General features: G+C 73.5%; 18 protein-coding genes and 1 pseudogene. 12 read left to right on the top strand and 7 right to left on the bottom strand.

Annotated elements, in window-relative coordinates:
* Positions 1 to 30: 30 nt before the first annotated feature.
* Positions 31 to 1,677, bottom strand: coding sequence for a protein kinase domain-containing protein (locus tag ACZ5FU_RS16560; protein ID WP_469045482.1), 1,647 nt, complete (start codon positions 1,675 to 1,677; stop codon positions 31 to 33).
* A 335-nt stretch (positions 1,678 to 2,012) separates the two neighbouring features.
* Here ACZ5FU_RS16560 and ACZ5FU_RS16555 point away from each other — a divergent pair, with 335 nt between their 5' ends.
* Complete coding sequence (locus tag ACZ5FU_RS16555) at positions 2,013 to 2,738, top strand: hypothetical protein (protein WP_469045481.1); 726 nt, start codon at positions 2,013 to 2,015, stop codon at positions 2,736 to 2,738.
* 142 nt (positions 2,739 to 2,880) lie between these two features.
* Here ACZ5FU_RS16555 and ACZ5FU_RS16550 read toward each other — a convergent pair whose 3' ends face one another.
* Positions 2,881 to 3,459 carry a biotin transporter BioY gene (locus ACZ5FU_RS16550; protein WP_451526721.1) on the bottom strand — a complete coding sequence of 193 codons (579 nt, stop codon included), beginning with the start codon at positions 3,457 to 3,459 and terminating at the stop codon, positions 2,881 to 2,883.
* A 521-nt stretch (positions 3,460 to 3,980) separates the two neighbouring features.
* On the opposite strand from ACZ5FU_RS16550, the gene ACZ5FU_RS16545 reads away from it, so the two are divergent.
* The 7 genes and pseudogenes from ACZ5FU_RS16545 to ACZ5FU_RS16515 all read left to right on the top strand — a co-directional run.
* Positions 3,981 to 5,207, top strand: a complete 1,227-nt coding sequence (locus ACZ5FU_RS16545; RefSeq protein ID WP_469045480.1) for an ROK family protein — start codon at positions 3,981 to 3,983, stop codon at positions 5,205 to 5,207.
* A gap of 277 nt (positions 5,208 to 5,484) precedes the next feature.
* Positions 5,485 to 6,552, top strand: coding sequence for an ABC transporter substrate-binding protein (locus ACZ5FU_RS16540; protein ID WP_451775817.1), 1,068 nt, complete (start codon positions 5,485 to 5,487; stop codon positions 6,550 to 6,552).
* 5 nt (positions 6,553 to 6,557) lie between these two features.
* On the top strand, positions 6,558 to 7,412 hold the full coding sequence (locus tag ACZ5FU_RS16535; protein ID WP_469045479.1) for an ABC transporter permease: 855 nt from the start codon (positions 6,558 to 6,560) through the stop codon (positions 7,410 to 7,412).
* Positions 7,388 to 8,122: an ABC transporter ATP-binding protein gene (locus tag ACZ5FU_RS16530; protein WP_451526717.1), complete on the top strand. Its 735-nt coding sequence runs from the start codon at positions 7,388 to 7,390 to the stop codon at positions 8,120 to 8,122. Before ACZ5FU_RS16535 ends, ACZ5FU_RS16530 begins: the two co-directional genes overlap by 25 nt.
* The gene (locus tag ACZ5FU_RS16525; RefSeq protein WP_451775822.1) at positions 8,119 to 9,465 is read left to right on the top strand and encodes an LLM class flavin-dependent oxidoreductase; all 1,347 of its coding nucleotides are present in this window, start codon (positions 8,119 to 8,121) and stop codon (positions 9,463 to 9,465) included. Before ACZ5FU_RS16530 ends, ACZ5FU_RS16525 begins: the two co-directional genes overlap by 4 nt.
* 15 nt (positions 9,466 to 9,480) lie before the next feature.
* Positions 9,481 to 10,371, top strand: a complete 891-nt coding sequence (locus ACZ5FU_RS16520) for a TauD/TfdA dioxygenase family protein (RefSeq protein ID WP_451526715.1) — start codon at positions 9,481 to 9,483, stop codon at positions 10,369 to 10,371.
* Positions 10,372 to 10,462: 91 nt separating this feature from the next.
* Positions 10,463 to 10,858, top strand: a pseudogene (locus tag ACZ5FU_RS16515) (superoxide dismutase); the annotation flags it as partial.
* Positions 10,859 to 10,976: 118 nt separating this feature from the next.
* Here the strand turns inward: ACZ5FU_RS16515 and ACZ5FU_RS16510 are convergent.
* The gene (locus tag ACZ5FU_RS16510) at positions 10,977 to 11,621 is read right to left on the bottom strand and encodes a mycothiol-dependent nitroreductase Rv2466c family protein (RefSeq protein ID WP_468643943.1); all 645 of its coding nucleotides are present in this window, start codon (positions 11,619 to 11,621) and stop codon (positions 10,977 to 10,979) included.
* Positions 11,622 to 11,762: 141 nt separating this feature from the next.
* Between ACZ5FU_RS16510 and pepN the strand changes: the two genes are divergently transcribed.
* Positions 11,763 to 14,357 (top strand): aminopeptidase N, encoded by a 2,595-nt coding sequence (gene pepN, locus ACZ5FU_RS16505; RefSeq protein WP_468643945.1) that lies wholly within the window; start codon positions 11,763 to 11,765, stop codon positions 14,355 to 14,357.
* 365 nt (positions 14,358 to 14,722) lie between these two features.
* Complete coding sequence (locus tag ACZ5FU_RS16500; RefSeq protein WP_451526712.1) at positions 14,723 to 15,775, top strand: hypothetical protein; 1,053 nt, start codon at positions 14,723 to 14,725, stop codon at positions 15,773 to 15,775.
* 65 nt (positions 15,776 to 15,840) lie between these two features.
* On the opposite strand, the gene ACZ5FU_RS16495 is transcribed toward ACZ5FU_RS16500, so the two are convergent.
* The 3 genes from ACZ5FU_RS16495 to ACZ5FU_RS16485 are packed head-to-tail and all read right to left on the bottom strand — an operon-like array spanning position 15,841 to position 17,652.
* Complete coding sequence (locus ACZ5FU_RS16495) at positions 15,841 to 16,293, bottom strand: NUDIX hydrolase (protein WP_468643947.1); 453 nt, start codon at positions 16,291 to 16,293, stop codon at positions 15,841 to 15,843.
* A gap of 9 nt (positions 16,294 to 16,302) precedes the next feature.
* On the bottom strand, positions 16,303 to 17,190 hold the full coding sequence (locus ACZ5FU_RS16490) for a pyridoxamine 5'-phosphate oxidase family protein (RefSeq protein ID WP_469045478.1): 888 nt from the start codon (positions 17,188 to 17,190) through the stop codon (positions 16,303 to 16,305).
* Between the two features lie 15 nt (positions 17,191 to 17,205).
* Positions 17,206 to 17,652 (bottom strand): VOC family protein, encoded by a 447-nt coding sequence (locus ACZ5FU_RS16485; protein WP_468836217.1) that lies wholly within the window; start codon positions 17,650 to 17,652, stop codon positions 17,206 to 17,208.
* 126 nt (positions 17,653 to 17,778) lie between these two features.
* Between ACZ5FU_RS16485 and ACZ5FU_RS16480 the strand changes: the two genes are divergently transcribed.
* Complete coding sequence (locus tag ACZ5FU_RS16480) at positions 17,779 to 18,375, top strand: CGNR zinc finger domain-containing protein (protein ID WP_468836221.1); 597 nt, start codon at positions 17,779 to 17,781, stop codon at positions 18,373 to 18,375.
* 365 nt (positions 18,376 to 18,740) lie between these two features.
* Positions 18,741 to 22,046 (top strand): S8 family serine peptidase, encoded by a 3,306-nt coding sequence (locus ACZ5FU_RS16475; RefSeq protein WP_469045477.1) that lies wholly within the window; start codon positions 18,741 to 18,743, stop codon positions 22,044 to 22,046.
* A gap of 88 nt (positions 22,047 to 22,134) precedes the next feature.
* Here the strand turns inward: ACZ5FU_RS16475 and ACZ5FU_RS16470 are convergent, their stop codons facing one another.
* Complete coding sequence (locus ACZ5FU_RS16470; RefSeq protein ID WP_469045476.1) at positions 22,135 to 22,941, bottom strand: hypothetical protein; 807 nt, start codon at positions 22,939 to 22,941, stop codon at positions 22,135 to 22,137.
* Position 22,942 lies beyond the last annotated feature (1 nt).

The raw sequence follows: 22,942 nt of genomic DNA, 5'->3' as shown, positions 1-22,942 counted from the left end.
CGGCGTCCTCAGCGCCGCAGGCCGGGGGCGTCACAGCACCGTGAAGCTGTCCTTCACCCTCTCGTAGGTCCGCAGTGCCGCCGTCTCGACGTCCGGCCGGTACCAGGTGTTGATCTGGTACGACTTCCCGCCCTCGTCGAAGCCGAGGAGCCGGGCGTGCCAGGGGGTGCCCCCGAGGGTGAAGGTGTACTCCCACACCACCGCCGGACGGCCGTCGAACGTCGACTCCTCCAGGCGGATCTTGCGGTAGTCCTCGTCCTGGTGGGCGTTGCGCTCCGAGGTCCGCCAGGTCTCCATCAGATCGCCGCCGGACAGCGAGGACTTGGCGGCGAGTTCCTGCCTGCCGTCGGGTGAGGTGTAGTGCACCTCCGCGCCGGTCTTCACGTCCCGCTGCCAGCCCCGCGGCGTCACCCACGCGTACCCGCCCGCCTCCCGGCGCGCCCCGGGCGGCGGACTCGGCGGCCCGGTCGTGCCCCGGTCCGGACCCCCGGACGCTCTCCCGGCCGTCTCCTCGGCCGTGGCTTCCGCCGTGCCCCGTGCCGTGCGGGACGCGGCCCGGCCGACGGTCTCCCCCGACGGGGTCCGCGTGGCGGTTCCGGCCGACGGGGCCGCCCGGTCCGCGCCGTCGCCTCCGCCCGGCGCCGAGACCAGCGCGAGGGCGACGGCGGCGGCCACGGCCGTCACGCCCCCGGCCGCCGCCAGGGTCGTACGGCGGTGGAGGCCCGTGCGGGCCGGGGCACCGGGGACGGCCGGGGCCGTTGACTCCTCACGGCGCGTCTCCCGCTCCTCCGTCGATGTCGACGCCGGGGTCGGGGTCGGGGTCGGTGCTGGCGGAGGTGCCGGTGGCGGTGGCGGGTGTGCCACCTGCCGCAGGGTCGACTCCAGGTCCGACAGGCTCGCCCGGAGCGTGGGCTCCTTCTCCAGGACGGCGGCGAGGATCTCCCGCAACGGCCCCGCCCCGGAGGGGAGCCGGGGCTCCTCGTGGAGGACGGCGTGCAGGGTGGCCAGGGTCGTGCCGCGGGCGAAGGGGGAGTGGCCGGCCAGGGCCGCGCAGAGGGTGGCGCCCAGGGACCAGACGTCGGAGGGCGGGCCCTGGGGGCGGCCGGCGATGCGCTCGGGGGCCATGTAGTCGGGGGAGCCCACCAGCATGCCGACCATCGTGAGCGCCTTCGTGTCCTGGATGGCGGCGATGCCGAAGTCGGTGAGGACGACGCGCTGTCCGGCCTCCTCCACCAGGACGTTGCCCGGTTTGACGTCGCGGTGCAGGACGCCCCGCGCGTGGACCTGGCGCAGTGCGGCGATCAGGCCGAGGCCGATCCGGGCCGTCTCGCGCGGGCCGAGGGGGCCCGTCTCGGCCGTGATCCGCTCCAGGCTGCGGCCGGCCACCAACTCCATGACGATCCACAGGCGTTCACCCTCGTCGACGACGTCGTAGACGCGCACGACATGGGGGTGGTCGATGCGGGCGGTCGCCCGGGCCTCACGCAGGGTGCGTTCCCGGCGGGTGCGGGAGTCCTCCGCCTCGGTGTCGCCCAGGCGCATCTCCTTCACGGCGACGAGCCGGTCGAGCATCTCGTCGACGGCCCGCCAGACGCGCCCCATCCCGCCCTGGCCGATGCACTCGACCAGCCGGTAGCGTCCCGCCACCTGCAGGCCGGGCACCCCCTCGCCCCGCACGCCGCCCGCTGTTCCCGGTGCCCCCGCCGTTCCCGGCCCTCCCGCGCCGCCCCCGCCTCCCGCACTCCTCGGGTCCCGCCCGTTCCCCCGGCCGCCCGCGCTCCCCGACCCTCCCGCTTTTCCCTGCTCTCCCGCTTTTCCCTGCTCTCCCGCATTCCCCGGATTCCCCGCATCTCGCGCTCCTCCCCTGTTTCCCGGCAACGCTCCACACCCCCTCCTTCGCCCTTCTTGTGGAACACAATGGTCACACTTCACGCCACTCCAGCATAGTGCGGAGAAATCTTGTGGTACCTCTTCGAGTACTGCGTATTCAGGCGCGGCAAAGGGGGGCGAACATGAGTTCTCTTCGCATGAGGACGGTCGCGGGAACGCTGGTCACGGCATCTTTCTCGGCAGTGATGATCCTCGCGGTCCCGGCCACGGCGGAAGATCGGGGACCCGCGAGCGGAAAAGGGGGAAAGGCCGTCGACCAGGCGCCCGCGGGCGTCGAACTGACCACGCTGCTGCCCGAGAGGATCTCGGTCGCCAACGCGTCACGGAAAACGTCGATCACCGCCACGGTGAAGAACGGGGGAACGAGGGAAAGCGGCACCATTCGGCTTCTGATCGTCGGTTTCGACGGGTTGACGGTCAAAAGCGTCCGGGGGTGCGCGCCGATCGCGGAAGGAGACCTCCCGGAAGGTTCCGGCAGCGGCTTCTCCTGCTCCATCGGCGGCCTGGCGGCCGGGACCTCGAAGTCGTACGCCGTCGAGGCGACCTTCGATCTCGGCAGGACCGGGAAGATCTGCCTGCCCGTCCAGACCCCGGACGGGTCGAAGACGTACTGGCAGCAGGGGCCGGTGCCGTTCGGCACGACGAACCCGTCGCCGAACGCGCCCGCCACCCCGCTGCTCCTGGGCACCGACAACACGCCCGCGGCACCGCGCGGCGGCGAACTGCCGCGCACCGGCGCTCCCGGACGGGACGTCGTGCCGCTCGGCGCCCTCGGCGCGGCCCTGCTCACCGCGGGTGCCGCCGGGCTGTGGTGGTCCAGGCGGCGGCCGGAGCCCCGGCAGGGGTGAGGCCGTACCGTCCGGACACGCAGGAGGCCCGCCCGGTCCACCTCGCGGTGCGACCGGGCGGGCCTCCTTCCGACGGATCCCCCGTACGGGCCGACGGACCCCGGCACGGGGCCGACGGCTTCCCCGTACGGGGCTGTCGCGTCTAGCGCTTGACGAGCTTCCAGGCGGCGGGCAGCAGGCCCATCGCCAGGGCGGCCTTGAGGGCGTCGCCGATCAGGAAGGGGGTGAGGCCGGCCGCGATCGCGGCGGAGGCGGAGAGACCGGCGGCGAGGGCGAGGTAGGGCACGCCGACGGCGTAGACGACCGCCTCGCCCACCAGCATCGCGCCCGCCATGCGCAGGGCCGAGCGGTCGGCGCCGCGGCGGGCCAGGGCGCCGACCAGCGTCGAGGCGAGGATCATGCCGAGGACGTATCCGAAGGAGACCGCGGCCGCGCCGGACCCGCCCTCCGCGAACCACGGCACGCCCGCGACGCCGGCCAGGGCGTAGAGGGCGAGGGAGAGGAAGCCGCGCCGGGCGCCGAGGGTGGTGCCGACCAGCAGGGCGGCGAACGTCTGGCCGGTCACCGGCACCGGGGAACCGGGCACGGGGACCGCGATCTGGGCCGCGAGACCGGTGAGCACGGCACCGCCGAGCACGAGCGCGACGTCCCGGACGCGGGAGGCCGGGATGAGGTCGGCGAGGACCCGTCCGGGGCTGACGGGGGTGGCGGCGGTGCTCATGGGGTCTCCGCGGAGATAGGTGGGGCTGGGGACACCGTGACGCTATCCCAGCGGCCTCGGCCCGATCACCGTCAGCCGTCGACAAACGGGCGAGCGGCGCCTTGGTGGGCTCCGGACAAAGGCCGCCGGTTACACGCGGGGCGGCGTGATCCTGGTCACTGAGGCGCCGTGGCGGCGGCGACGCGGGGCGGACGGCGGACGTCCGCGGGGTTCCCCCCATCGTGCCGTCGGCGGGCACGGCACCTCCCGGCAGCGGCCCCGGCCGCCCGCCGAACCGTCCGCCGGCCCGGCGCCGGGCCGTGGCCGTCTCACCCGTCGGTCGCCGTCTGGGCAGCGGTCGGCCGCTTTGTTAGCTTCGGGCACATGGTTGCCCAGGCCCGGAACTTCTCGTCGCGTCGCCACGTCGACCTGCGACGCGTGGGCGCGGCCGCCTGTCGCCCTCCGGTGTGAGGCGGGCGGAGCCGATCCGTGACGCCTCGCAGACGACGGCGCAGTGTCGGACCGGCCCGTGAGGAATCCCCATGCCCCGTACCGCGACAGTTCCCCTCGTCCCCTCCCCCGTCACCCGGGTCGCCGACCGCGACCGGCGGCGTACGAGCGCCAGTGTGATCCTGCGGTCCGTGCTGGAGCACGGACCGGTGGCGCGCAGCACCGTCGCCAGGCTGACCGGGCTGTCCCCGGCCTCGGTCACCGACCACTGCGCACGCCTCGCCGGGCTCGGGCTGGTCCGGGAGACCGACCTGCCGCGGCGCAGCAACGGCGTCGGCCGGCCGCACGTCCCCGTGGACGTGGACGACACCCGCTTCACGGTGTGCGGGGTGCACGTGGCCGTGCCGTACACCACGGTCGCGCTGCTGGACCTGCGCGGACGGGTGGTGGCCAGGCGGGAGTTCAAGCACCGGGGGACCGGGCCGGCCGGGGTGCTGGCGCGGGCCGCCGAAGGGCTGGCCAAACTGCTCGCCGAGGCGCCCGGCCGCCGTCCGCTGGGGGTGGGCGTGGCCGTGGGCGGCTGGGTGGACCGGGATTCGGGGACCGTCGTCGAGCATCCGCTGCTGGGCTGGCGCGACGTACCGGTGCGGGAGCTGGTCGGCGACCGCACGGGGCTGCCGGTCCACGTGGACGGGCACGCGCGGGCGCTGGTCAACGCGGAGCGGCTGTTCGGGCGGGCGCGCGGCAGCAGCAGCGTGCTGCACCTGTTCGTCGGGAACGTGGTCGACGCGGCGTTCGCCACCCATGACGAGGTGCACCACGGGCCGCGTTCGCAGGCCGGCGCCATCGCGCACCTGCCGCTGGCCGGCGGCACCGAGCCGTGCGACTGCGGGCGCACCGGCTGCCTGCAGGCGGAGCTGAGCGAGCGGACGCTGTGCCGGCGCGCCCGTGCGGCCGGAGTGACCGACGGGACCAACCCCATGCACGTGGTGGCCGCGGCCGCCGGCGGTGACGCACGGGCCGTACGGCTGCTGCTGGAGCGGGCACGGATGACGGGGCGGGCGGCCGGGCTGCTGCTGGACGTGCTCAACCCGGAGAGGGTCGTCGTCACCGAGGTGGGCGCCGTGCACCGGGAGGACTGCCTGGCGGCGCTGCGGGCGGAGGCCGGGGCGGAGCGGGCGGCGACGGTGGCGCCGACCAGCTTCCCGGACACGGTGCTCGCGGTGGCGGGCGGCGCGGTGGCGCTCGACGTCCTCTACCGGAACCCGCTGGGCCTGCTGTGCGGGGACGCGCGGCCCGCGCCGTCCGAGGCCCATTAATTCAGAAACTCCGAATGTTGACAGACATCGTCCGGGAACAGGAAAATTTCCTCATGAGCTGTCGCACCCTTTGTTGCTGACGCATTGACGCGCCCCGAGCGCCCACTTTCTCCTGCGTGAGTTCCCTCCGCATCACCCGCATCGCCGAGCGCGATCTCGCGGTCTTTCCGCGAGCGGCTCTCCGCATTTCCTCCGCGGGTCTTTCCGTCCGGGACCACGTATTGCTCACCGCCTTCGCGCGGCGCTTCGCCCTGCCTTTCCCCCAAGGAGTACCGCCATGCCCGTTTCCCGTGTGCCCGGCGTCGACCGGCGCCTCTTCCTCACCTCGTTGCTCGGGGTCACCGCCGCTGCCGCCGGGCTGAGCGGCTGCGCCGAGAGCAGTGCGGCCACCGGGTCCGAAGGGGCGTCCACGGCCCCGCTCGCCGACCGGGTGCCCGCCGGCACCGGCCTGAAGATCGCCTCGTACCAGAACGCCCAGCAACTCCAGTTCAAGCTGGCGAAACTCCCCGAACCACCGTTCAAGGTGTCGAACTGGCTGAACATCGGGGCCGGTCCCGACGTCATCAACGCGTTCCGCGCGAAATCCCTGGACGTCGCCAACAACGCGGGAATTCCGCCGATCCAGGCGCACTACCAGGGTTTCGACGCGAAGATCGTCGCCATCAACATCACGCGCAGGCCGAACTATCTCTTCGCCACCAGACCCGGCAGCGACATCCGGACCGTCGAGGATTTCGAGGGCCGCAGGCTCGCCTTCTCGCAGGGGCAGGCGCAGGGCGTCGTGCTGCTGCGGGCGCTGAAGAAGGCCGGCCTGGCGTACGACGACGTCGACCTGGTCCCGCTGACCAGCAACCAGTTCCTGACCGCGCTCCAGTCGGGCCAGGTCGACGTCGCCCCGCTCGGCAACACCCAGGCGCCGGCGTACCTGGCCCAGTACGGGTCCAGGGGCGCCCGCACGGTCACCACCGACGTCGTCGACCTGCTCAACCTGCTGTGGTCGCCGGTGTCCGTGCTGAACGACCGGGCCAAGGCCGCCGCGGTCGCCGCCTACGTCCCGCTCTGGGCACGGGGCCAGGTCTGGCAGTACGAGCACCCGGACCTGTGGAACGAGGAGTTCTACGTCAAGACGCAGAACCTGACCCTCGCCCAGGCCCGGTCCGTCACCGCGCTCGCCAACAAGCCGCTGTTCCCGCCGAGCTGGACGGAGGCGATCGCCTGGGAACAGGAGACGGCCGATCTGCTCGCCGAGGGCGGCTTCGTGAAGGAGTTCGACGTCGGCACGCTCTTCGACCACCGCTTCGAGGGCATCGCCGCCGCGTCCGTAGCGGCCGAGTACCGGAAGTGACCGCCATGACCACGACCACCGTGACCACCGCTCCCCCGGAGAAGCGCACCCCCGCCGTCACCGACGAGCGGTCCCGCACCCGGCGCCGCGGACTCGCCCCCGGAAAACGCCTGCCCGCCGCCCGGCTCACCGGGCCGCTGCTGCTGCTCGCCCTGTGGGCCGCCGCCTCGGCCGCCGGCAGGCTCGATCCCGGTGCGGTGCCCGCGCCCTGGACGGTGCTGGAGACCGGGGTCCGCCTGTGGACCGACGGCACGTTGGCCGACGACATCCTCACCTCGCTGCAACGGGCCGGGTCCGGTTTCGCGATCGGGCTGACCGCCGGGGTGCTGCTGGCGCTGGCGTCGGGGCTGACCCGCACCGGGGAGGCGCTGATCGACGGGACGGTCAACCTCAACCGGGCGATCCCGACGCTCGGCCTGATCCCGCTGTTCATCCTCTGGCTGGGCATCGGCGAGACCTTCAAGATCGCGATCATCGCCATCGTCGTCTACGTCCCGATCTACCTGAACACGCACTCCGCGCTGTCCGGCATCGACCACCGCTTCGTCGAACTCGCCGAGGTGCAGGGCCTGTCGAAGTTCGCCTTCATCCGGCAGGTCGTCGTCCCGGGTGCCCTGCCCGGCTTCTTCGTCGGGCTGCGGCTCGGGGTCACCGGATCGTGGCTGGGTCTGGTGGTCCTGGAGCAGATCAACGCCACCAGCGGCCTCGGCTACCTGATGTTCCAGGCCCAGAACTACGGCCAGTCCGACGTCATCCTCGTCGGCCTGGTCGTCTACGGCGTCCTCGGCCTGGTCTCCGACGGCGTGGTCCGTATCGTCGAACGGAGGGTGCTGTCATGGCGCCGCACACTGAGCAGCTGACCCGTCCCGCCGTACGACTGGAGGACCTCACCCGCTCCTTCGACGGGCGCAGGGTCCTCGACGGCATCGACCTGGACATCCCCGCCGGACAGTTCGTGGCGCTGCTCGGGCACAGCGGGTCCGGCAAGAGCACCCTGCTGCGCGCGGTCGCCGGTCTCGACCACGAGGTCACCGGGAGCGGGCGGCTGACGGCTCCCGAGCGGGTGTCGGTCGTCTTCCAGGACTCGCGGCTGCTGCCCTGGCGGCGGGTGCTGGCCAACGTGCTGCTCGGGCTCGGCGGCGACCGGGCCGAGGAGCGGGGCCGGGAGGCGCTCGCCGAGGTGGGCCTCGCGGGCCGCGAGCGGGCCTGGCCCGACGAGCTGTCCGGCGGCGAGGCACAGCGTGCGGCCCTGGCCCGCTCCCTGGTGCGCGAGCCCGAGCTGCTGCTGGCCGACGAGCCGTTCGGCGCGCTGGACGCCCTCACCCGCATCCGGATGCACGCCCTGCTGCGGGAGCTGTGGGAGCGGCACCGGCCGTCCGTGCTGCTCGTCACCCACGACGTGGACGAGGCGATCGTGCTCGCCGACCGGGTCCTCGTCCTCGACCGGGGCCGCATCGGCCTCGACCTGACCATCGACCGCCCGCACCCGCGCTCGTACCGGGACCCGCTGCTGGGCGAGTTCCGCGAACGGCTGCTCGCCGCCCTGGGCGTCACGGAGGACCACCGATGACCACGAGAAGACTCCACCTCAACGCGTTCCTGATGAACACCGGCCACCACGAGGCCTCCTGGCGGCTGCCCGAGAGCGATCCCCACGCCCACGTGGACCTCGCGCACCACGTCCGTCTGGCGCGGACCGCCGAACGCGGCACCTTCGACTCGCTGTTCCTCGCCGACGGGCCCCAGCTGTGGGGGACGGTCGCCCAGCGGCCGGCCGGGGCGCTGGAACCGCTCACCCTGCTGACCGCGCTGGCGACGGCGACCGAGCACATCGGCCTGATCGCCACGGCGTCCACGTCCTACAACTCGCCCTACAACCTGGCCCGCAGGTTCGCCTCGCTGGACATCGTCAGCGGCGGCCGCGCCGGCTGGAACGTCGTCACCACCGCCGGTGCCGAGGCCGCCCGCAACTTCGGGCTCGACGCCGAGCCCGCGCACGCCGAACGGTACGCGCGGGCGGCCGAGTTCCTCGACGTGGCGCTGAAGCTGTGGGACAGCTGGGAGGACGACGCGATCGTCGCCGACAAGGCCGGCGGCGTCTGGGGCGACGACGCGAAGATCCATCCGCCCCGGCACCGGGGGACGTACTTCAGCGTCGAGGGGGCCCTCAACGTGCCCCGCGCACCGCAGGGTTACCCGCTGCTGGTGCAGGCGGGCTCCTCCGAGGACGGGAAGGCGTTCGCCGCCCGGTACGCCGAGGCCGTGTTCACCGCGCAGCAGACCCTCGCCGACGCGCAGGCCTTCTACGCCGACCTCAAGGCCCGCACCGCCCGGGAGGGCCGGGACCCCGGCCACCTCAAGGTGCTGCCGGGGATCGTCCCGGTGATCGGTTCGACGGAGGCCGAGGCGCGGGCGCACGAACGGGAGCTGGAGGACCACATCGTGCACGCGCACGGCGTCCACCGGCTGGAGCAGCTCCTCCAGCTGGAGCCGGGCACGCTCGACCTGGACGCCGGACTGCCCGCCGATCTGCCGCCCGAGGACGCGGTCGAGGGCGCCAGGAGCCGCTACACGCTCGTGGTGGAGCTGGCCCGGCGCGAGCGGCTCACCGTGCGGCAGCTGATCGGCCGGCTCGGCGGCGGGCGCGGGCACCTCACCTTCACCGGGACGCCCGAGCAGGTCGCCGACGCGATCGAGACCTGGTTCACGCGCGGCGCCGCCGACGGCTTCAACATCATGCCCGCGCTGCTGCCGTCCGGCCTGGACGCCTTCGTCGACCACGTCGTCCCGCTGCTGCGCGCCCGCGGCCTGTTCCGCACCGAGTACGGCCCCCGCCGCACCCTGCGCGAGCGCTACGGCCTCCCGCGCCCCGCCAACCAGTACGTCCCCGCTCCCGCTCCCGTTCCCGTCTGAAAGGCAGGCCCCGCCATGACCCTCGACCTCCGCAAGGTCACCGCGCACATCGGCGCCCACGTCTTCGGCGTCGACATCTCCAAGCCGCTCGACGGCGCCACGGTCGCCGCGCTCCGCGAGGCGCTCGACGTCCACAAGGCGCTGGTCTTCGACGACGTCCACCTCGACGACGAGGGCCAGCAGGCCTTCGCCCGCCACTTCGGCGACCTCACCACCGCCCACCCGACGGTGCCCGCCGTCGACGGCGCCCCGAACGTGCTGCCCGTCGACAGCGAGCAGGGCAGCGCCAACCACTGGCACACCGACGTCACCTTCGTCCTCAACCCGCCGCAGGCCAGCACGCTGCGCAGCCTCACCCTGCCGCCGTACGGCGGCGAGACGCTGATCGCCAGTTCGGCGGCGGCCTACCGGCAGCTGCCCGAGCCGCTGCGGCGGCTGGCGGACGGGCTGTGGGCGGAGCACACCAACGACTACGACTACGCGGTGCCCACCGAGGACATCGACGAGGAACGGGCGGCCCAGCGCGCCCGGTTCACGTCCCTCACGTACCGCACCGCGCATCCGGTGGTCCGTGTCCACCCGCTGACCGGTGAGCGCGGACTGTTCATCGGCGGGTTCGCGCAGCGGATCGTCGGACTGTCGGTGGGCGAGTCCCGCACGATCCTGGACCTGCTCCAGTCCTACGTCACCCGGCCGGAGAACATCCTGCGCCACCGCTGGTCGCCGAACCAGCTCGTCCTGTTCGACAACCGCATCACCCAGCACTACGCCGTCGACAACTACGACCGGCACCCCCGCCGGCTGCACCGGGTGACCGTGGCCGGTGAGGTGCCGGTGGGCGTCGACGGCAGGCGGAGCCGGCCGGTGGAGGGCGACGCCGCGCACTACACGACCGTGGCGGCGTAGGCACGGCGGCGCCGGACGGAGACCCGGGAGTCCGGGCCGGCCGGCGCGGGGCCCTCACCCGGGCACGCCGGGTGAGGGCCTTCCTGCCGCCCTGACCGGCGGGGGCGGCGGCGAGCCCCTCGCGGTGGACGGGGCGGGCGAGCCGTCGGACGCGATCACGGAGGCCTTCGGCTCCTTCGCCGCCTTCAAGGCCCGGCTGTCCAGGGCCGCCGCGACCACCCGGGGCTCCGGCTGGGGCGTCCTCGCCCTCGAGCCCCTCAGCGGCCGGCTGATCGTCGAACAGGTCTACGACCACCAGGGCGACGTCGGCCGGGGTTCCGTGCCGCTCCTCGTCTTCGACGCCCGGGAGCACGCCTTCCACCTGCAGTACCGCAACCGGAAGGCCGACTTCGCCGAGGCCGTGTGGCAGGTCGTCGACCGGCAGGACGTACAGCGCCGCCACCTGGCCGCGAAGTCCCGCGCCGACGTGCTGCCGCTCGCGCCGTAGGCGCCGCACGGCGTCCCGCCTCGTGATCGTCTCCTCACCCTTCACGGCGGCGGGCGGAAAGAAGGGGACCCCCGCGAGGACGTGACTCGCGGGGGTCTTCTTCCGGGGCGGCCGGCCCCTACAGGTTGCTGAAGTCGGGGCCCTTGGTGCGGGTCCGCTTGATCTCGTAGAAGCCGGGCACGGAGGCGACCGCCAGCGTGCCGTCCCACAGCCGCGCGGCCTCCTCGCCCTGGGGGGCGGGGGTGACGACGGGGCCGAAGAAGGCGATCTGCTCGCCGTCGGCGCCGGGCACGGCGATGACGGGGGTGCCGACGTCCTGGCCGACCTTGTCGATGCCCTCCTTGTGCGAGGCGCGCAGCTCGGCGTCGAACTCGAAGTTCTCCTGCTCGGCGTACTCGATGAGGTCGGCGGGCAGACCGGCGTCCTCGAGGGCGCCGGCGATGGCCTCCAGGGTCGGGCCCTCGTCGTTGTTGTGGAAGCGGGTGCCGAGCGCGGTGTAGAGCGGGCCGAGCACCTCGGCGCCGTGCTTCTGCCAGGCGGCGGTCACCACCCGGACCGGCTTCCAGGCCTTGGTGGCGAGCATGTCCCGGTACTCCTCGGGCAGCTCGTCGATCTTGTCCTCGTTGAGCACGGCCAGGCTCATCACGTGCCAGCGGACCTCGATGTCACGGACCTTCTCCACTTCCAGCACCCAGCGGGAGGTCATCCAGGCCCAGGGGCACAGCGGGTCGAACCAGAAGTCGACGGGGGTCTTCTGCGACATGTCTCTCCTCGGGAGGAAGCGTTTCCCCGGTGAACGCCACGGCACGCGCCGCTCATTCCCCCGCTGACGCCCGTCAGGGGCACATGGCAGGATCGGTCCTGTCCGCAGCCATCGCGCAGCCGCATCGAGGGAGTACCGCCCGTGCCCGGTGAGAACCTGTCCCGTGACGAGGCCCGGGAGCGGGCCGCCCTGCTGTCCGTCGACGGGTACGACGTGTCCCTCGACGTGCGGTCGGCGACCGGTGACGCGCCCGGCGACGGGAGCGGCGAGCCCCGCACCTTCCGCTCGGTCACCACCGTCCGCTTCCGCTGCAACGAGCCCGGCGCGTCCAGCTTCGCGGACCTGATCGCGCCGAGCGTGACGGCCGTCTCCCTCAACGGCCGCGACCTCGACCCCGGCGAAGTCTTCGACGGCGCCCGGATCCGGCTGGACGACCTGGCCGCCGAGAACGAACTGGTCGTCGACGCCCGGTGCGCCTACTCGCGCACCGGCGAGGGCCTGCACCGCTTCGTCGATCCCGAGGACGGCGAGATCTACCTCTACACGCAGTACGAGCCGGCCGACGCGCGCCGTGTCTTCGCCAACTTCGAGCAGCCCGACCTCAAGGCGCCGTTCCGCTTCGAGGTGCGGGCGCCCGAGGAGTGGACGGTGTGGAGCAACGGCGCCGGGGAGCGCGCCGACGGTGTGTGGCGGTTCGCGGAGACCAAGCCGATCTCGACGTACATCACCTGCGTGGTGGCGGGCCCGTACCACTACGTGACGGACTCCTACACGCGCGAGCTGGGCGACGGCACGACGCTGGAGATCCCCCTCGGCGCCCTGTGCCGCAAGGGGCTCGCGCCCCACTTCGACGCCGACGACGTCTTCCTGGTCACCAAGCAGGGCCTGGACTTCTTCCACGACCACTTCGACTACCCGTACCCCTTCGGGAAGTACGACCAGGCGTTCGTGCCCGAGTACAACCTGGGCGCGATGGAGAACCCGGGGCTGGTGACCTTCCGGGAGGAGTACATCTTCCGGGGCAAGGTGACGCAGGCGTCCTACGAGGCGCGGGCGAACGTGATCCTGCACGAGATGGCGCACATGTGGTTCGGCGACCTGGTCACCATGGAGTGGTGGGACGACCTGTGGCTGAAGGAGTCCTTCGCGGACTTCATGGGCTCCTTCTCGCTGGTCGGCGCGACCCGCTTCACCGACGGCTGGATCACCTTCGCCAACCGCCGCAAGGCATGGGCGTACCGGGCCGACCAGCTGCCCTCCACCCACCCGGTCACCGCGGACATCCGCGACCTGCAGGACGCCAAGCTCAACTTCGACGGCATCACCTACGCCAAGGGCGCCTCGGTGCTCAAGCAGCTGGTGGCGTACGTCGGACAGGACGCGTTCCTGGAGGGCGCCCGCCGCTACTTCAAGCGGCACGCCTACGGCAACACCCGTCTCGGCGACCTGCTGTCGGTGCTCGGGGAGACCAGCGGCCGGGACATGGCCGGGTGGGCGCGGTCCTGGCTGCAGACGGCCGGGGTGAACTCGCTGACCCCGCAGGTGCTGCTGGACGCGGAGGGCCGGGTCGACGAGCTGGCGGTGCTCCAGGAGGCGGCGGAGTCGCACCCGGAGCTGCGGCCGCACCGGGTGGCGATCGGCCTGTACCGGCGGGTCGACGGGCGTCTCGTGCGCTACGCGCGCGCGGAGGCCGACGTCGAGGGGCCGCGGACGGTCGTGCCGGAGCTGGCGGGCGCGCGGGCGCCGGAACTGGTCCTGGTCAACGACGAGGACCTGACGTACTGCAAGATCCGGTTCGACGAGACCTCGCTGGCGGCGCTGCGGGAGTCCCTGGGCGACCTGAGCGACCCGCTGGCCCGCGCGCTGTGCTGGTCGGCGCTGTGGAACATGACGCGGGACGCGCTGCTGCCCGCGCGGGACTTCGTGGACCTGGTGCTGCGGTTCGCCGGGCGCGAGAGCGACATCGGCGTGCTCCAGATGCTGCACGCCTGGGCGGACTCGGCGCTGGCGCACTACGCGGCGCCCGACTGGCGGCCGGTCGGTGAGCGGCTGCTCGCCGAGGGCGCGCTGGCGGAGCTGCGGTCGGCGGAGCCGGGCAGCGAGCACCAGCTGGCGTGGGCGCGGTTCCTCGCGTCGGTGGCGTCCGGCCCGGCCGACCTCGACCTGCTCCAGCAGCTGCTGGAGGGGTCGGCGAAGGTCGACGGTCTCGAGGTGGACCAGGAGCTGCGCTGGGCCTTCCTGGGGCCGCTGGCCGCGCACGGCCGCGCCGACGAGGGCGTGCTGGCGGCGGAACTGGCCCGCGACGACACCGCCTCGGGCAAGCGGCACCAGGTGCGCTGTCTGGCCGCCCGGCCCTCCGCGGAGGTCAAGGCGCAGGCCTGGGTGCAGCTCGTCGAGTCGGACGCGCTGTCCAACGCGCTGGTCGAGGCGACCATCGCGGGCTTCCAGCAGCCCTCGCAGCGCGAACTGCTCGCCCCGTACGCGGAGAAGTACTTCACGGTGATCGGGCGGATCTGGGAGCAGCGCTCCATCCAGATCGCGATGCACGTGGTCAAGGGGCTGTTCCCGGCCCTGCTGGACTCCCCGCAGACGCTGGCGGCGACGGACGCGTGGCTCGCGGCGCACGAGTCGGCGCCGCCCGCCCTGCGCCGGCTGGTGCTGGAGGCGCGCGACGACCTGGCGCGGGGGCTGCGCGGGCAGGCGTGCGACGCGGAGGCCGGATCCGGCACCGACTGACGGGACGGCCCCGGCCGGCGGGGCGGTCCTGCCGGCGGGACGGTCCCTGCCGGCGGGATGGTTCCTGCCGACAGGGCGGTCCGGCCCGGTCCGACGGGACAGTCCCGGTCCGACAAGACGGTTCCGGCCCGCAGTGGTCGGGGCCGGCACCCCGCCCGACCTTTGGCCTGGAATCCGGCGGACGGTGACCGTTACGAAATTCAGTCGATCCGCACCGTAACCCCTGGCCCCCACCGAGGGGACCAGGGGTTTTCGGCTCCTACTCGGCATCCGAACACCCGTCCTTTAGGACGAGCTTGTCCGGATTTTTCGACGGGCTTGTCACAGCGGTTACAGGAGGGCGCGGAGACGGGAATCTGCGGGGCATGAACCACAACGCCCCCCTCCCCCCGGCCGCCGCCCGCCCCGCGCGCAGCCTCCCGGACGCGCAGCGGCGCGTGCTGACCACGGCCCAGCTCCGCTCGCTCGGTGTGTCACCGGGCGAGACGAACGAGCGGTGCCGGCCGGGCGGCCCCTGGCAGCGGTTCCTGCCGGGCGTCCACCTGCTCCACCAGGGGCCGCCGACCAGCGAGGAGCGGCTGCACGCGGTGTTGCTGTACGCGGCCCGCGAGGTGACGGCGCCCGGGGTGCCGGCCCAGCCGGAGCCGGGGCGGCCGCACCGGCCCGTGTACCGCGAGGCGATGATCACGGGGCTGGCCGCGCTCACCCTGTACGGCTTCGCCTCCGCGCCCGCGCTGCCCTCCCTGGACCGCATCGACGTCCTGGTGCCCCGGCTGCGCCGGCTGCGCTCGGCGGGCTGCGCGCACGTCCTGCGCACCGCGGCCCTGCCGACGCCGCGGGAGGCCACCGGGGTGCCGGTGGCACCGGTGCCGCGCGCCCTGGCGGACGCGGTGTCGCAGCTGACGGACGCGGGGACGGTACGGCGGCTGCTGTCGGAGGCGGTGCGCGCCGGCCACTGCGAACCGGCGGCGGTCGTCGAGGAGTTGACCCGGGCCAAGCTGCTGGGCCGCCCGCACGTGGTGGACGCGGTGGACGCGCTGCTGGCCGAGGGGCGGGCGATCGCCGAGGACCGCCTCTACACGATGGTGCGGAGGTTCGGGCTGCCGGACCCGGTGTGGAACGTGGACCTGCGGCTGCCCGGCGGCCCGCACCTGGGGGAACTGGACGCGTACTGGCCGGAGCAGGCGGTGGCGGTGGAGCTGGACACGCGGGCACCCCGCCGGGACGAGGACGCGCTGTGGTCGGAGCACGCCCGCAAGCGGGAGCACCTGGAGCGGCTGGGCATCACGGTCGTGCACATCACGCCGAGGAAGCTCCGGGAGGGGATGGAGCAGCAGGCGGCGGTGGTGCGGACCGCCCTGATGGCGTCGGGGGACCGCGATCCGGCGGCGTACGTCGTGGTGCTGCCCCGGTCGTGACGGGCCGGGCGGCGCCAGGAGGGGAGAGGAGGGGCCGCCGGGCACGACCCGGCGGCCCCTCCTCCTCAGGCCGGCGCCCGTCCGTCCGCGGGCCGCTCGCGCCACAGCCGCAGCGCCACGTCGACCAGCCGTACCCGGGTCAGCCCCGGTACGGCCGACAGGTCGTGCCAGGCGGCCAGGTCGGTCGAGCCGCCGATCTCGTGACGGAGTTCACCGCCGGTCACCCGGCCCTCGTAGACGATGCGCACCCCGTGGTGGTCGACGGGGCCGCGCAGGTTCCTGCGGGGGAAGGTGTGGCGGAAGGAGTCCACGCCGAGCAGGCCGGTCACCTCGACGCGGTAGCCGGTCTCCTCCTCCAGCTCCCGCACCACGGTGTCGTACGGGTCCTCGCCGTGCTCCATGCCGCCGCCGGGCAGCACCCACTCCGGGGTGCCGTCGGGCGCCGGCGAGCGTGCCAGCAGCAGTTGTCCGTCCCGGACGCACACGGCGTAGGCCGCCACCCTCAGCTTCTCGCGCACAGGGGGACGTTAGCGGTCCCGGTCCGGGTTGGCAGGTGAGTATTCGGGCGCGGACCAGCGCAGGGGCAGCGCGGCGGGGGTGTCGACGGCCCGCGTCACGGTGAACCGGACCGTGCGCTCGCCGTCGGAGCCGAACTCGGTGCGGGCCCGCCCGGTGAGCTGGAGGGTGCGGCCCGTCGTCCAGTCGAGGAGGAGCAGTCCGGCGCGCGGGTCGGCCTCGAGGTTGCCGAGGCTGAGGAACATGGCGTTGCCGGGGTAGTCGCGCCAGGCCAGTTCGCCCGGCGAGAGGACCCGGACGAAACCGGGGTTGCCGCCGCGGTGGCTGGCGTCGGCACCGCCCTCGCGCACGCTGGCGAGGAAGAAGGTGTCGGACGCGGCGACGAACCCGGCCTGCTCCGGGGTGAGTCCGGTGCCGTGCCGGGGCGGACCGGGGAGCCGATCGGGCACCGTCTCGTACGCCTGCCGTCGCTGGAGGTACTTGGGGCAGTTGGCGAAGACCCGGTCGGCCTCGACGGCGAAGCCGTGCGGGGCGGACCGCAGCCGGCCGTCGAGGCGCATGCGGCGGCGGGTGCGCGGGTCGAGGGCGATGGTGCCGACGGGGGTGCCGGGGGTGGCGAGGGCCGTCGCGAGAGGGTCGGTCGGGGGTGGCCCTCCCGCGACGGAGATCCGCCGGGGCCCGGTGACCCGGACGAAGCCGGGGGTACCCGCGACCACCGAGGCCCACACCTCGCCGCTCGCGGGATCGGCGGCCCCCAGGACCAGCTGCGGCTGGAGTTCCAGGAAGGCGGCGGCGGCGAACCGGATGCGCTCGCCGACGGACCGGCCGACGTGGTCGGCGAGTCCGCGCACCCCGAGCCGGTCCTGGAGGGTGCGCGAACCGGCGTGGTAGAGGTCCATGACCTGGCCCATCCCCTAGAAGAAGCCGCAGGTCGGAGCGGATGTCCCGCCGGGCGCCGGAGCCCCCGCCACCCCGTCGGCCACCGAGATCTCCAGGCGGGTGCCGTCGGGGTCGTGGAAGAAGACGCCGCCGGAGGTCGCGCCCTCGTGGTGGGCGACGACGCCCTCGTGGGCGAAGTCGGCGCCGTGGGCCCGCAGGGCCGCCTCGTACTCCCGGACCCGCTCGACCGAGTCGGCCTCGAAGGCGAGGTGGTGCAGACCGGCGCGGCCCGCGTCGTACGGCCCTCGTGCCTGCTGCCAGAGCGTGAGGACGAGCCGGTCGCCGTCACCGAGGAAGGCGTACCGCCGGCCCTCCTCCTCGCCCTCGCCGACGAGGGCGAAGCCCATGACCTCCCGGTAGAAGGCGAGGGAGCGGTCGAGGTCGGTGACGTTCAGGCCGACGTGGCCGGTGCGCAGGGTCATGACGGGGATCCCCTTCGACGGAGGCGGGTCAACGGTTCTAACCGGTGTTCATGACATTAAAGGTTAGGGAAGGACGCGTCAACCGGTCACGTACTCTTTGCTGGTTAGCACGGAAGGAGCCCTTCGATGCCCACCACCCCCGACCCGCGCCCCCTCACCGGCGAACCCCTCGCGCTCGACCTGCTCAACACGCGCTGGATGCGGGACGGCTCCCTCCAGGACCTGCTGACCGGCACGGACGGGCTGGCGGTGTGGCTCGCCGCGAACGGGCTGGACGGGCGGTTCGCCGCCGACGAGGCCACCCTGCGCCACGTCCTGCGGGCGCGCGACGCGCTGAGGGCGGCCGTGGACGGGACCGACGGGGAAGGGACCGGCGGGGGCGGGGCGGCGGACGCGGCCGGGACGGCGGTGCCCCCCGGGCCGGCGCACGAGGTGGACGCCGTGCTGGAGCACGGACGCATCCGGCCCACCCTCACCCCCGAAGGCCCCGGCGAGCGGGCGGAGTTCGCGGACGCGGCCTGGGGGCCGGCCTGGTTGGCCGCCCGCGACTACCTGGAACTGCTGAGCACCGCGCCCGACCGGATCCGCCGCTGCGCGCACGAGGCCTGTGTCCTGCACTTCTTCGACACCTCACGCAACGGCACCCGCCGCTGGTGCTCGATGGCGGCCTGCGGCAACCGCGCGAAGGCGTCCCGCCACTACGCCCGCACGAAGGACGCCTGACCCGCACCGGCCGGCGTCCGCTTCCGCCCGTTCCGCGACCGTTCCCGCCCGGCCGACGCGCACCTCCACCCGGCCTGCGCCCGTTCCCGCCCGGCCGACACCCGCTCCCGCCCGGCCGACGTCCGACCGGCCGACCGCCCGGCGACCACGGGCCGCCCGGAACCGGTCGGGCGAAAGCCCTCTCACAGGCGACGCGTAGAGGGTTTTCCCCATACATCCATATCGATTCGGTCAACTCTCACCAAATATCAGCCCCTTGGACAAGGCTGTGCGATCGTCCGGGATCACATTCCGGCGACCGCGATCAGGCAGGAACGGCCCGGTCGCGTGACGCTCGCTCGTTCCTTCACCTCCAAGGGATGCCGATGACCCACACCCCCCAGCGCGAACCGATACCCGGCGCGAGACGTGCGGCCCGGATAGCCGTGGCCGCCGGTCTGGTGGCCGCGCTGTCCGCGGCCGGGCCGATACCCCTGGCCTTCTCCGCCGACCAGATCCCGGCCGCCGACCCGGGCGTGAAGTCCGCCGCCGACAAGCTCGGCTCCGACGACGCCGACGTCCTCGCCGACGCCAAGGCCGCCGGCGACAAGAACGTCACCCTGATGGTCGCCACCTCGCCCGGGAAGACCGAGCAGGTCGCCGACGAGCTGGACGCGGTCAAGGGTGGTTCCGTCGGCCGGTCCTACGACAAGCTCGGCTACGTCCGCGCCACCGTCCCGACCGCCAAGGCGGACGCGGCCATCGCCGCCGCGGCCGGGCTGTCGTCGGTGCACGCGATCGACCTGCGGCAGGAGATCGCCCTCGACGACCCGACGCCGAGCGCCGACACCGCCAAGGGCGCGGGTGCCGCCGCGAGCGCGAAGACGTACCCCGCGCCCGGCCGGAAGACCCCGGCCGAGAACCCGTACAACCCGTCCTTCGAGACGGGCGCCGTCGACTTCGTGAAGGACCACCCGAAGGCGGACGGCCGCGGCGTCACCATCGGCGTGCTGGACTCCGGCGTGGACCTCGGGCACCCGGCGCTCCAGAAGACCACCACCGGTGAGCGCAAGATCGTCGACTGGGTCACCGCGACCGACCCGATCGTCGACAGCGACGGCACCTGGCGCCGGATGACCAACCCCGTCAGCGGCCCGTCCTTCACCTACGGCGGCGCGTCCTGGAAGGCGCCCGCGGGCGACTACCAGGTCAACCTGTTCCGCGAGTCGTTCACCGCCGCCGGTGACGCCAAGGGCGACGCCAACCGCGACGGCGACACCACCGACGTCTGGGGCCTGCTCTACGACCCGGCCGCCGGCACCGTCCGCGTCGACCTGAACAACAACTTCGACTTCACCGACGACGCGCCGATGAAGCCGTACAAGGACGGGTACCAGGTCGGCTACTTCGGCACCGACGACCCGGCCACCGACGTCGTCGAGCGGCAGCCGTTCGTCGTCGAGATCCGCAAGGACGTGCCCACCGACCCGTACGGCGGCGACTGGGTCGGCAAGAAGGCCGACTTCGTCAACGTCGGCGTCATCGAGTCCGAGCACGGCACCCACGTCGCGGGCATCACCGCGGCCAACGGCCTGTTCGGCGGGAAGATGAACGGTGCCGCCCCCGGCGCCAAGGTCGTCTCCTCCCGCGCCTGCTCCTGGACCGGCGGCTGCACCAACGTCGCGCTCACCGAGGGCATGATCGACCTGGTCGTGAACCGCGGCGTGGACATCGTCAACATGTCCATCGGCGGCCTCCCGGCGCTGAACGACGGCAACAACGCGCGCGCCGAGCTGTACACGCGCCTCATCGACACCTACGGCGTCCAGCTCGTCATCTCGGCGGGCAACGAGGGCCCCGGCGCCAACACGATCGGCGACCCCGGCCTGGCCGACAAGGTCATCTCGGTCGGCGCGGCCATCTCCAAGGAGACCTGGGCCGCCAACTACGGCTCGCAGGTGGAGAAGAAGTACGCCCTGCTGCCGTTCTCCTCGCGCGGTCCGCGTGAGGACGGCGGCTTCACGCCGACCCTGGTCGCGCCCGGCGCCGCCATCAACACCATCCAGACCTGGCTGCCGGGCGCCCCGGTCGCCGAGTCCGGGTACAAGCTGCCGGCCGGCTACGCGATGCTCCAGGGCACCTCGATGGCCTCCCCGCAGGCCGCCGGCGCCTCCGCGCTGCTGCTGAGCGCCGCGAAGCAGAAGCGCATCGCGCTGACGCCCGCCGTCCTGCGCACGGCGCTGACCTCGACCGCCGACCACATCAAGGGCCTCCAGGCCTACGAGGAGGGCGCGGGCGCCATCGACATCGTGGACGCCTGGGACGCCATCGAGGACGGCGCCACCGCCCACGAGTACACGGTCAAGGCCCCGGTCGACACCGCGATCGACTTCGCCCTGAAGACGCCCGGCTTCGGCACCGGCATCTACGACCGCGAGGGCGGTCTGAAGGCCGGTCAGAAGAAGACCTACGACGTCACCGTCACCCGTACGACCGGCGCCGACAAGGTGATCCGCCACAAGCTGCGCCTGGAGAACAACGCGGCCGGCGCCTTCAAGATCCTCGGCTCGACCGAGGTGAAGCTGCCGCTGAACAAGCCGGTGACCGTCAAGGTCCAGGCCGCTCCGAAGTCCGCCGGCATCAAGAGCGCGATCCTCGAGGTCGACGACCCGCGGACCGAGGGCGTCGACAAGCAGATCCTGAACACGGTCGTCGTCTCGACGCCGGTGGCGCACACGTTCTCCGCGAAGAACACCGTGCAGCGCAACAGCTCGCAGCACTACTTCCTGACCGTGCCCGAGGGCGCGACGTCGCTGGAGGTCGCGATGAGCGGGCTGAAGGACAAGAGCCAGACCCGGTTCATCTCGATCCACCCCTACGGTGTCGCCGTCGAGGACAGCGCCACCGTCTACTGCTACAACAACTACCTCGACGGCAACGGCTGCAAGCCGGACACGCGTTCCTACGCCGACCCGCAGCCCGGCGTCTGGGAGATCGAGGTCGAGTCGCGCCGCACGTCGCCGCTGCTCGACAACCCCTACAAGCTGGACGTCACCGTGTACGGCGCGGCCTTCGACCCGGCGACCGTGACCGTGCCCGAGGCGAAGGTCGGCACCCCGGCCGCCGTCTCCTGGAAGGTGACGAACGACTTCGCCGCCATCGACGGCAAGCTGCAGGGGGGCCCGCTGGGCTCGTCCAAGGCGGACCGCCCGACCATCGCGGAGCACGAGACCCGGACGACCACGGTCGAGGTGCCCGCGGGCGCCAAGTCCCTGGACGTCTCCATCGGCGGTGTCTCCGACGCCTCCGCCGACCTCGACCTGGCCGTGTACGACGCGGCCGGCAACCAGGTCGCGCAGCAGGCCGACGGCGACTCCGAGGAGGCCGTGTCCATCCCGTCGCCCGCCGCCGGGACGTACACCGTCGAGGTCGCGGGCTACTCGGTGCCGGCCGGCACCACCGCGTACGACTACCTGGACGTGTTCTACTCGTCCGCGCTCGGCACGGTCGGCGTCGACGAGTCGACGCCGGTGAAGCTGGCCACGGGCGCCTCGGCGACGGTCTCCGCGACCGTCACCGCCGCCGCCCCCGCGCCGGCGGGCCGGTCCTTCTTCGGCCAGGTCCAGCTGGTGAACGCGCGCGGCACCGTCGCGGGCCTCGGCAGCGTGGTCATCGAGAAGGTCACGCAGTGACGCGGTGGCTCAGGGGCTCGGCAGTGCGGTGAGCCCCTGAGCCGCCGGACGAAGGGGGCGGGCGCCCGGTCGGGCGCCCGCCCCTCCCTCATTCGCAGGCCGTGCCGTCCGCCTCGGGCAGCGCGCGGGCCAGCGCCGAGCGTCCGGCGGCGATCTCGGCCTCTCCGACGGCCCACACGTCGGGGGCGGCAAAGCCCCGCGAGAAGCCCACCAGGACGTGGTCGCCCTCGGCGACCAGCGGATCCACGTCCCGCTCCACCACGAAGCCGACCTCCTGCCCGGCCGTCGCCCCGGGCTTGTAGGAGCGGGTCACGCGCAGGGTGATCCGCTCGCGGGAGGTGCCGCGCACCGGGGCCACGGCCGTCACGTCGCCCTCGGCCACCAGCCGGGCGCAGGCGAGATAGCCGGGGTCGCCGAGGGGATCGCCGGCGGCGCCGGGCGCGGCGGCCTTCTCGTCGGCGGCCGACCCGTCGGCGCCGGAGGAGGCGATGCCGCTCGCTCCCCCGTTCACCTGGACGAGCAGCCACCCGCTCCCGGCGACCAGCGCCCCGGCCGCCGCCAGCCCGACCGCCCTCAGGCGCCGGCGGGCCAGCCGGAGCGGGACGGGTGCCGGCCGCCGCGCGGGCTCCGCCGCCGGCGGCCGGGTGAGGGCCTCGGCGAGGACGCCGAGCTGCTCGCGCAGCAGCGCCACGTCGGCCGCCGCGGCGCGGTGCGCGGCCACGAGGGCGGGATCGGTCCGCGCCTCCCCGGACAGCGGCACGCCCAGGGCGGCCGCCATCAGCGGGTCCGTGGCGTCCGTCGCGTCGTCCGTGCCGCCGGCGGGGCCGTCGTCGTACCGGCTGCCGGGGTCCTCACGGCCGTCGTCGTGGGTCCCGGGTTCGTGTCCGGCGCTCACG

The sequence above is a fragment of the Streptomyces sp. NPDC031554 genome (assembly GCF_055580685.1).
The sequence above is the reverse complement of the archived record's forward strand: the minus strand, read 5'-3'. Positions and strand labels throughout refer to the sequence as shown.

Bases quoted from the DNA above. Each gene is read 5' to 3' on its own strand.
- ACZ5FU_RS16555 (WP_469045481.1), top strand. From the start codon at position 2,013: ATGAGTTCTCTTCGCATGAGGACGGTCGCGGGAACGCTGGTCACGGCA.
- ACZ5FU_RS16550 (WP_451526721.1), bottom strand. From the start codon at position 3,459: ATGAGCACCGCCGCCACCCCCGTCAGCCCCGGACGGGTCCTCGCCGAC.
- ACZ5FU_RS16545 (WP_469045480.1), top strand. From the start codon at position 3,981: ATGCCCCGTACCGCGACAGTTCCCCTCGTCCCCTCCCCCGTCACCCGG.
- ACZ5FU_RS16540 (WP_451775817.1), top strand. From the start codon at position 5,485: ATGCCCGTTTCCCGTGTGCCCGGCGTCGACCGGCGCCTCTTCCTCACC.
- ACZ5FU_RS16535 (WP_469045479.1), top strand. From the start codon at position 6,558: ATGACCACGACCACCGTGACCACCGCTCCCCCGGAGAAGCGCACCCCC.
- ACZ5FU_RS16530 (WP_451526717.1), top strand. From the start codon at position 7,388: ATGGCGCCGCACACTGAGCAGCTGACCCGTCCCGCCGTACGACTGGAG.
- ACZ5FU_RS16525 (WP_451775822.1), top strand. From the start codon at position 8,119: ATGACCACGAGAAGACTCCACCTCAACGCGTTCCTGATGAACACCGGC.
- ACZ5FU_RS16520 (WP_451526715.1), top strand. From the start codon at position 9,481: ATGACCCTCGACCTCCGCAAGGTCACCGCGCACATCGGCGCCCACGTC.
- ACZ5FU_RS16510 (WP_468643943.1), bottom strand. From the start codon at position 11,621: ATGTCGCAGAAGACCCCCGTCGACTTCTGGTTCGACCCGCTGTGCCCC.
- ACZ5FU_RS16500 (WP_451526712.1), top strand. From the start codon at position 14,723: ATGAACCACAACGCCCCCCTCCCCCCGGCCGCCGCCCGCCCCGCGCGC.
- ACZ5FU_RS16490 (WP_469045478.1), bottom strand. From the start codon at position 17,190: ATGGACCTCTACCACGCCGGTTCGCGCACCCTCCAGGACCGGCTCGGG.
- ACZ5FU_RS16485 (WP_468836217.1), bottom strand. From the start codon at position 17,652: ATGACCCTGCGCACCGGCCACGTCGGCCTGAACGTCACCGACCTCGAC.
- ACZ5FU_RS16480 (WP_468836221.1), top strand. From the start codon at position 17,779: ATGCCCACCACCCCCGACCCGCGCCCCCTCACCGGCGAACCCCTCGCG.
- ACZ5FU_RS16475 (WP_469045477.1), top strand. From the start codon at position 18,741: ATGACCCACACCCCCCAGCGCGAACCGATACCCGGCGCGAGACGTGCG.